Origin of the sequence: Micromonospora sp. NPDC048843, from assembly GCF_040649965.1 — a bacterium.
GTDB lineage: Bacteria > Actinomycetota > Actinomycetes > Mycobacteriales > Micromonosporaceae > Micromonospora > Micromonospora hortensis.
Genome location: NZ_JBEZGJ010000257.1, coordinates 1 through 7,322 on the forward strand (window position 1 = coordinate 1; position 7,322 = coordinate 7,322).

Genomic DNA, 7,322 nt, shown 5'->3' on the forward strand with positions numbered 1-7,322 from the left:
GACGGGCCTCGGGTGATCATGGTGGGCGTCGACGGCACCCGCACCTCCGAGCGGGCCGGTGCCTACGCGGCCGGCCTGGCCCGCCGGCAGGGCCCGAAACCCCCAGCAGGGACTACCGACGAGCCGAGATCGGCCGAAGCAGGGACGAAGCCTGGGCCACCGCGGTACAGAAAATCGAGCAGGGCTTGGCGGTCGCAGTCGACTACGGGCACCTGCGGGAGGCAAGACCGGTCGACGGGACGTTGACCGGGTACCGGGGTGGGCGGCAGGTGCCTCCGGTGCCCGACGGGTCGAGTGATGTCACAGCGCACGTGGCAATGGATTCGGTCGCCTCCGCTGGTGCGGCGGTCGCTCGGTGTGCGTACTCCCTGGTCTCGCAGCGGGAGGCGCTGCTGGCGCTCGGGGCCGACGGCCGGCGACCGCCGCTCAGCCTGGCCGGTACCGACCCGGTCGGGTACGTGCTGGCGCTGGCCGCCGCGTCGGCGGTGGCCGAGCTGACCGACCCGGCCGGGCTCGGCGGGCACTGGTGGTTGCGCCAGCCGGTCGGCATCCCGCTCGGGCCGGCCGTGGCACGATGACGGGCATGACCACCGACGCCGGGGACCTCCGTGAACTGACCGTCGGCACCGGGGCCGGGCTGATCGCCGGCACCGGCGATCAGCAGCTCGGCACCGACATGGTGCTGAACATCGGGCCGCAGCACCCCTCCACCCATGGTGTGCTGCGGTTGAAGCTGGTGCTCGACGGCGAGCGGGTGGTCGCCTGCGAACCGATCGTCGGTTACATGCACCGGGGCGCGGAGAAGCTCTTCGAGGTGCGGGACTACCGGCAGATCATCGTGCTGGCCAACCGGCACGACTGGCTCTCGGCGTTCTCAAACGAGCTGGGTGTGGTGCTCGCTGTGGAACGCCTGATGGGCATGGAGGTGCCGGAGCGGGCCACCTGGCTGCGGATGGCCCTCGCGGAGCTGAACCGGGTGCTGAACCACCTGATGTTCCTCGGCTCCTACCCGTTGGAGATCGGGGCGATCACGCCGATCTTCTACGCCTTCCGGGAACGCGAGACCATCCAGGCGGTGATGGAGGAGGTCTCCGGCGGCCGGATCCACTACATGTTCAACCGGGTGGGTGGCCTCAAGGAAGAGGTGCCGTACGGGTGGACAGGGCGGGCCCGGGCGGCGATCGGCGAGGTACGCCGCCGGTTGCCCGACCTGGACCACCTGATCAGGCGTAACGAGATCTTCCTGGCCCGCACCGTCGGCGTGGGCGTGCTGTCCGCCGCGGACGCCGCCGCGTTCGGCGCGTCCGGGCCGGTGGCCCGCGCGTCCGGGCTCGACCTGGACCTGCGCCGCGACGACCCCTACCTGGCCTACGACGAGCTGGACGTGCCGGTGGTCACCAAGACCGCCGGGGACTGCCACGCCCGATTCGAGGTGCTGCTCGACCAGGTGTACGCCTCGCTGGACCTTGCCGAGCAGTGCCTCGACCGGGTGGACCGGCTGACCGGGCCGATCAACACGCGGCTACCGAAGGTACTCAAGGCGCCGGAGGGGCACACGTACGCCTGGACGGAGAACCCGCTCGGCATCAACGGCTACTACCTGGTGTCGCGGGGTGAGAAGACGCCGTGGCGGTTGAAGCTGCGTACCGCCTCGTACGCGAACGTGCAGGCGTTGGCCACCCTGCTCCCCGGCTGCCTGGTCCCGGATCTGATCGCGATCCTCGGCTCGATGTTCTTCGTGGTCGGCGACATCGACAAGTGACCCGGGTCGCCTGACCGGTCACCGCCAGCGGTCGGCGGGTGGCGCACCGCCGGCACGCGGTACGTCGTCCTGCGGCGGGTAGCCGTAGCGCTCGTCGACCCGTCGCCGGCCGGTCCGTTCCGGCTCGGGTTCCGTTTGGTGGCCGCGTTGGCGTGGCGGGCGCCACTCGTCCGGCACCGGCACACCGCCCACCGGCAGCGCGGGCCGTCCCGGCTCGGCCCGCCGACCATCGTCGTGACGGCGCGGTTCGTCATACCGGCCGGCGTCCTCGTGGCGGCGCGGCTCCTCGTGGCGGCGCGGCTCCTCGTGACGGCGCGGCTCCTCGTGACGGCGCGGCTCCTCGTGACGGCGCGGCTCCTCGTGACGGACGGCGGCCCAGCGGTCGGCCACCCGGTACTCGGTGCCGGTGGCGTCGGCGTGCACCTCGGCCCGACGCTCGCCGACCCGCACCTCGCGACCGTTCTCGTCGTCGCGGACGGCGGCCCACCGGTCACCGCCCCGCAACTGCGACCAGTACTCGCCGGTGTCGTCGGCCCGCAGCGGCGGCCCGGCCTGCGCTGCCGGGGCGCCCGCCCGGTCACGCTGCTCCGACCAGCCCCGATCGTCAGGACTGTCCCAGGATTCCGCCGCCGGCCTCTCCGGGGTGCGGTGTGACCGGGCGGTTGGGGCCGGCTCGTCGGGCTGGGCGTACACGTCGCGCCGATCCGTCCACTCCGGTTCGTCGCGGCGGCCCGTCCAGCCCGGCTCGTCGCCGTACCCGGCCCTGGGGTGTTGCGCTGGCTCGCTCCTCGCCCGGCCGGACGGGCGAGGGGGCTGATCGGCGTCACCGCCCCGGGTCCACTCCTGCGCGGGCGCGGTCCACTGACCGGCGTACCCGCCGCCGTAGTGCCCGGCCGGCTCGGCCGGGCCGCCGTCCACAACCGTGTGCCGGGTGGTGACGTGCACGGTCTCGGTGTGTCGGACCACGCCACCCGGCCGGTGTGCCGCCTCGGGGCGGTCGTGTTCGCGGGGGCGAGCTGAGCCGTACGCGGTGGCGGCCGGCCGTTCCCCGCCGTACGTCCCGGCGGCGACAGGCGGCTCGGGGGCCTCCCGGGCGTATGCCGGCTCGTCGTCGTCCGGATGCTCGGGGCGCCCCCACCGGGGCGCGTCGTCGGGGCCGGACACCCGGACGCGGCCGGCCGGCGTGTCACCCCGGGAACGGGCCACCGGCGTGTCGTCCACCGGCGGCTCGACGGCAGCCACTCGCGCCCGTCCGGCGCCCGCCGGCTCGACGGTGGGGGCGGCACCGGCGAGGGCGGCACCGCTGGCGTCGAGACGGCGGCGCACCGCGGCGATCCCCTCCTGCGCCCGTTGCGCCTGGTCGAGCGCCTGGTTGCCGCGCTGGGCGGCGGCCACGATCTCGCCGCGCAACTCCCGACGCAGCTCCTCGATCTCGTCCAGCAACTCGTCGGCCCGCGCCGAGGCGCCCTCACCGTCGGGCCGCAACGCGATGGAGAGGCCGATCAGCACCACGGCGAGGATGGCGAGCACCGCGGCGAAACGCAGCGGGCCATTGCCGTCGGCCACCAGCAGGATCAGCGCCGCCACCGGCGCGAGAGCGACGCCCGCCCAGAAGAGCATGGTCAGTAGCGGTGGTTGACGCCGGGCGTCAGAGGTGGCCGGGGCTGGCATGGATGTGCAGCCTACCCACGATATCCACCGGAGGGAACGGGGTCCCCGGGACGCGCGAACGCCCCCGCCCGGTCGGGGGCGGGGGCGTTCTCAGCACGTGCGGAACTGGCTCAGCTGGTGGCGAAGGCGCCATCCGAGGAGAAGATCAGGCCCACGCTGATCGAACCGTCGCGCAGCCCGCTCTTGGTCAGCGGGCCGCCCTGGTCCAGGGAGGAGAACTTGCCGACCGACAGCCCGTACGTCTTCTCCAGGCCCGGCTTGCAGAACGGACGCTGCTCGCACTCCGGCGGGCCGCCCAGCACTGTCCCGCTGCCGGAGCACTTCGCCGCCAACTCGGAGAGGGTCCGCACGCCGTACTTGTCGGCGAAGGCCTGGGTCACCGCGAAGGCGTTCTGGTCCTGTGCGGCGGCCGGGGTGCCGAAGGTGAGGCCGACCTTGTCGCCCTCGGCCTTGAGCGCGGTCACCGTGGTGTTGATGTCGGGCGAGGAGATCGGCGGAGGAGTGCCACCCTTGGCCTTTGTGTTGAGGAACTCGGCCATTGTCGCCGCGTACTCCGGGACGACCTGGATCTCACCCTTCACCAGCGCCGGCTCGTAGAGTTCGCGGTTGCCGATCTGCTGCACCTTGACCTGGTAGCCGGCGGCGGTGAGCGCGATCCGGTACAGCTCGCCCAGGATCTGGCTCTCGGCGAAGTTGCCGGCGCCCACAGTGATGTCGCCGCCCGGGCCCTTGGCGATGCCAGCGGTGAGGTTGTTCGCGCTGGCGAACTCCTCGGCCGCCACCTTCGGGGTCTTGCGGTCCTCGTTGACGGCCTTGTTGAGCTGGATCAGCTTCGGGGTGTCGAGCGCGGCGGAGACCTTGTCCAGTGCGGCGATCAGCTGCGGGTTGGCCGCCTTGCTGTTGACAGCGGGAATGACGTTGTCGGAGTTCTGGAGCTTCTTGTCGTCCTGCAGAGCGATGAGCTGCTGGCCGGCGACCGGGGCGCACCCGGCGCCGGAGGCGCTCGTCTGGGGTGCGTCGGTGCCGGACGAGCCGGCGTCACCGCAGCCGGTGAGGAGTGCTGCCCCGGCGACGGCGCTGACCGCCCCGATCGCCAGACGTGTACGTGCGCGCATGTGCCCGCCTTCCGTGTCCCGGCGCGGCCCGTCCCGGGCCGGCCGCGTGTCCGACGGGCGATCCTGACTGTCGGCCGCCCGCGAATGTCCACCCAACATGCTCCGGAACCGACCGACAACTTGGGATGGACTTCGTCACCCCATCGTCACCGATTTGACGGGCGTGGGTCGCCAGCGCGACGCGGGCTCACCCGGACGGGTCAAGCGCTTCCGGTGGCGTCGGCGGCCCGGGGCCGCCCGAGGCGCTGCCGCCCGCGCCGCAGCGGTTTGGGGGTGACCAGCCGTTCGACGCCGCCGAGGACCACCTCGGCCAGCAGCGCGAGCCCGGCCACCAGCACACCGCCGGCGACGATCTGCCCGCCGCCGGCCGCGATACCGATGCCGAACCCGGTCCGGATGATCTGGCCCAGGCCGCCGCCGTTGACGAAGGAGGCCAGCGCCGCTGTCGCGATCACCTGGACCGCCGCGGTGCGGAAGCCGGCCGCCAGATAGGGCACCGCGAGCGGCAACTCCACCCGGCGCAGCAACTGCCCGCCGGACAGGCCCATCCCCCGGGCCGCGTCGCGGGCCTCCGGGTCCACCTGCCGCACCCCGGTGTACGCGTTGGCCAGCAGCGGCGGCACGGCGAAGACGGCCAGTGCCACCACTACCGGTGTCTTCCCGAAGCCGCTGGCGAAGACCACCGGGAGGATGGTCAGCAGCGCCAGGGTGGGGATGGCCAGTGTGGCGTTGGAGATCAGCACCACGAGGCCGCCACCTCGACCGAGGTGCCCCAGCCAGAGCCCGAGCGGCCAGGCCACCAGGCAGCCGAGCGCCACCGCCAGTGCGGAGATCGTCAGGTGCTCGCCGAGCCGGTCCAGCATGCCGCCGGGGTTGGTCCAGTTCAGTGGGTCGTTGATCCAGGTGATGGCCTGCCCGATCGGGTTTTCCGCGACGGTCACCGTGCCCTCCGGGTGGACCAGGGAGTCACCAGTCGGGCGACCAGGATGAGCAACAGGTCGAGCACGACAGCGAGTGCCACGCAGAGCAGTGCGGCCGTCATGATCTCGGCCTTGTAGAGGTTGTTCTGGAAGCCCGCGAAGATCAACTGCCCGAGCCCGCCGTGCCCGACCAGCACCCCGACCGTGACCAACGCCACAGTCGAGACGGTCGCCAGCCGTACGCCGGTGACGATGCCCGGCAGCGCCAGCGGCAGGTCGATCCGGAACAGCCGCCTCCAGCGGCCGTAACCCATGCCCTCGGCGGCCTCGCGAACCTCCGGAGGCACCTGGTTGAGACCGGCCACCACGTTGCGCACGATCAGCAGCAGCGCGTAGAGGACCAGCCCGACCAGCACCGTTGTCGCCCCGGTGCCCAGGTAGGGGGCGATGAACGCGAAGAGCGCCAACGACGGGATCGTGTAGACCACCCCGCTGACAGCGAGGATCGGACCGGCGAGCGGACGGACCCAGTACGCCAGCACGGACAACGGCAGGGCGATCAGCACCGCGATCAACACCGCTCGCCCGGTGAGGGAGGCGTGTTCGCGCACGGCGGCGAGGATCGTGTCAGAGTTGTCCCGCACGTACTGCCAGGAGAACCAGGGGTTACCCGGGTCGGCCCGGTAGCTCAGGCGGAAGGACATACGTGGACGTTACCCCGGAGGCTGCCGGCGTGGCCCAATCCCCTCGCGCGGCGTCGATCTCCCTGGAGGGCATCCAGAAGCGCTACCCGAACGGCACCGAAGCTGTCCGGGACCTCAGCCTGGAGGTCCGGGCCGGCGAGCTGGTGGTGCTGATCGGCCCGTCCGGTTGCGGCAAGTCGACGGTGCTGCGGATGATCAATCGCCTGATCGAACCGACCGCCGGTCGCATCACACTCGGCGACGAGGACGTCACGAACGTCGACCCGGTGCGACTGCGCCGTCGAATCGGGTACGTGATCCAGAACGTCGGTCTCTTTCCACACCAGACCGTGCGGGCCAACGTGGCCACCGTGCCGGGCCTGCTCCGCTGGCCCAAGAGCCAGACCCGGGCCCGGGTCGACGAGCTGCTCGACCTGGTCGGGCTGGACCCGGCGGAGTTCGGCGGTCGCTACCCGCACGAGCTTTCGGGTGGCCAGCGGCAGCGGGTCGGCGTGGCCCGGGCGCTCGCCGCCGACCCGGTGGTGCTGTTGATGGACGAGCCGTTCTCGGCCGTCGACCCGATCGTCAGGGCCCGCCTCCAGGAGGAGTTCCTGCGCCTCCAGGCCGAGGTGCGCAAGACGATCGTGCTGGTCACCCACGACCTCGACGAGGCCGTCCGACTCGGTGACCGGATCGCGGTCCTCTCCGAGGGCGGTCACCTGGAGCAGTACGACACGCCGGCCGCACTGCTCGGGGCACCAGCCACTGCGTTCGTACGCGAGTTCGTCGGCGCCGACCGGGGCATCCGCCGGCTGGCGGTCACCCCGCTCGACCGGGAGGCGCTGGAGCCGGTGCCCGAGGACGCCGCACCGGACCTGCCCACCGTCGCTGTGGACGGCTCGGCGTACGACGCGTTGGCGGTCCTGCTCACCTCGGGCCGGGACCGGCTCCTCGTCACCGACGCCGGCCGGCCGGTGGGCGCGCTCAGCCGACAGCGCCTCCTCGACCTCGGCCGCCCGACCAGCTGACCCGCCCCGGCCGAGGCGCACGTGCGACCGCCGCGCCTGACCCCGCTCATGGTCGCCGAGCCTCCGTCACCGAAGTCCCAGGCGTACGTCAACGGGGTGTCGCCCTCGGCGTCGGTGGCCGTGCCGTCGAAGGCGACGGTGAC

At 72.5% G+C, this 7,322-nt stretch carries 6 protein-coding genes and 3 pseudogenes; 4 read left to right on the forward strand and 5 right to left on the reverse strand.

Features of this window, described 5'->3' with window-relative positions; genetic code table 11:
- The 3 genes and pseudogenes from AB0C20_RS33750 to AB0C20_RS33760 form a co-directional block, all read left to right on the forward strand.
- A pseudogene (locus AB0C20_RS33750) lies at positions 1–93 on the forward strand (universal stress protein); the annotation flags it as partial.
- Between the two features lie 26 nt (positions 94–119).
- A pseudogene (locus tag AB0C20_RS33755) lies at positions 120–578 on the forward strand (SAM-dependent methyltransferase); the annotation flags it as partial.
- On the forward strand, positions 575–1,762 hold the full coding sequence (locus AB0C20_RS33760; RefSeq protein WP_181539454.1) for an NADH-quinone oxidoreductase subunit D: 1,188 nt from the start codon (positions 575–577) through the stop codon (positions 1,760–1,762). The pseudogene AB0C20_RS33755 and the gene AB0C20_RS33760, both read left to right, overlap by 4 nt.
- Positions 1,763–1,780: 18 nt before the next feature.
- Here AB0C20_RS33760 and AB0C20_RS33765 read toward each other — a convergent pair whose 3' ends face one another.
- The 4 genes from AB0C20_RS33765 to AB0C20_RS33780 form a co-directional block, all read right to left on the reverse strand.
- Positions 1,781–3,433 carry a hypothetical protein gene (locus tag AB0C20_RS33765; protein ID WP_357569521.1) on the reverse strand — a complete coding sequence of 551 codons (1,653 nt, stop codon included), beginning with the start codon at positions 3,431–3,433 and terminating at the stop codon, positions 1,781–1,783.
- A gap of 110 nt (positions 3,434–3,543) precedes the next feature.
- Entirely contained in the window at positions 3,544–4,548 is a 1,005-nt protein-coding gene (locus AB0C20_RS33770; RefSeq protein WP_357183428.1) for a glycine betaine ABC transporter substrate-binding protein, read from the reverse strand.
- A gap of 200 nt (positions 4,549–4,748) precedes the next feature.
- Entirely contained in the window at positions 4,749–5,489 is a 741-nt protein-coding gene (locus tag AB0C20_RS33775; RefSeq protein ID WP_210780819.1) for an ABC transporter permease, read from the reverse strand.
- Complete coding sequence (locus tag AB0C20_RS33780; RefSeq protein WP_091403225.1) at positions 5,486–6,172, reverse strand: ABC transporter permease; 687 nt, start codon at positions 6,170–6,172, stop codon at positions 5,486–5,488. The genes AB0C20_RS33775 and AB0C20_RS33780 overlap by 4 nt, the downstream gene beginning before the upstream one ends.
- 29 nt (positions 6,173–6,201) lie before the next feature.
- On the opposite strand from AB0C20_RS33780, the gene AB0C20_RS33785 reads away from it, so the two are divergent.
- Positions 6,202–7,179, forward strand: coding sequence for an ATP-binding cassette domain-containing protein (locus tag AB0C20_RS33785; protein ID WP_357183424.1), 978 nt, complete (start codon positions 6,202–6,204; stop codon positions 7,177–7,179).
- 50 nt (positions 7,180–7,229) lie between these two features.
- Here AB0C20_RS33785 and AB0C20_RS33790 read toward each other — a convergent pair.
- Positions 7,230–7,322, reverse strand: a pseudogene (locus AB0C20_RS33790) (PKD domain-containing protein); the annotation flags it as partial.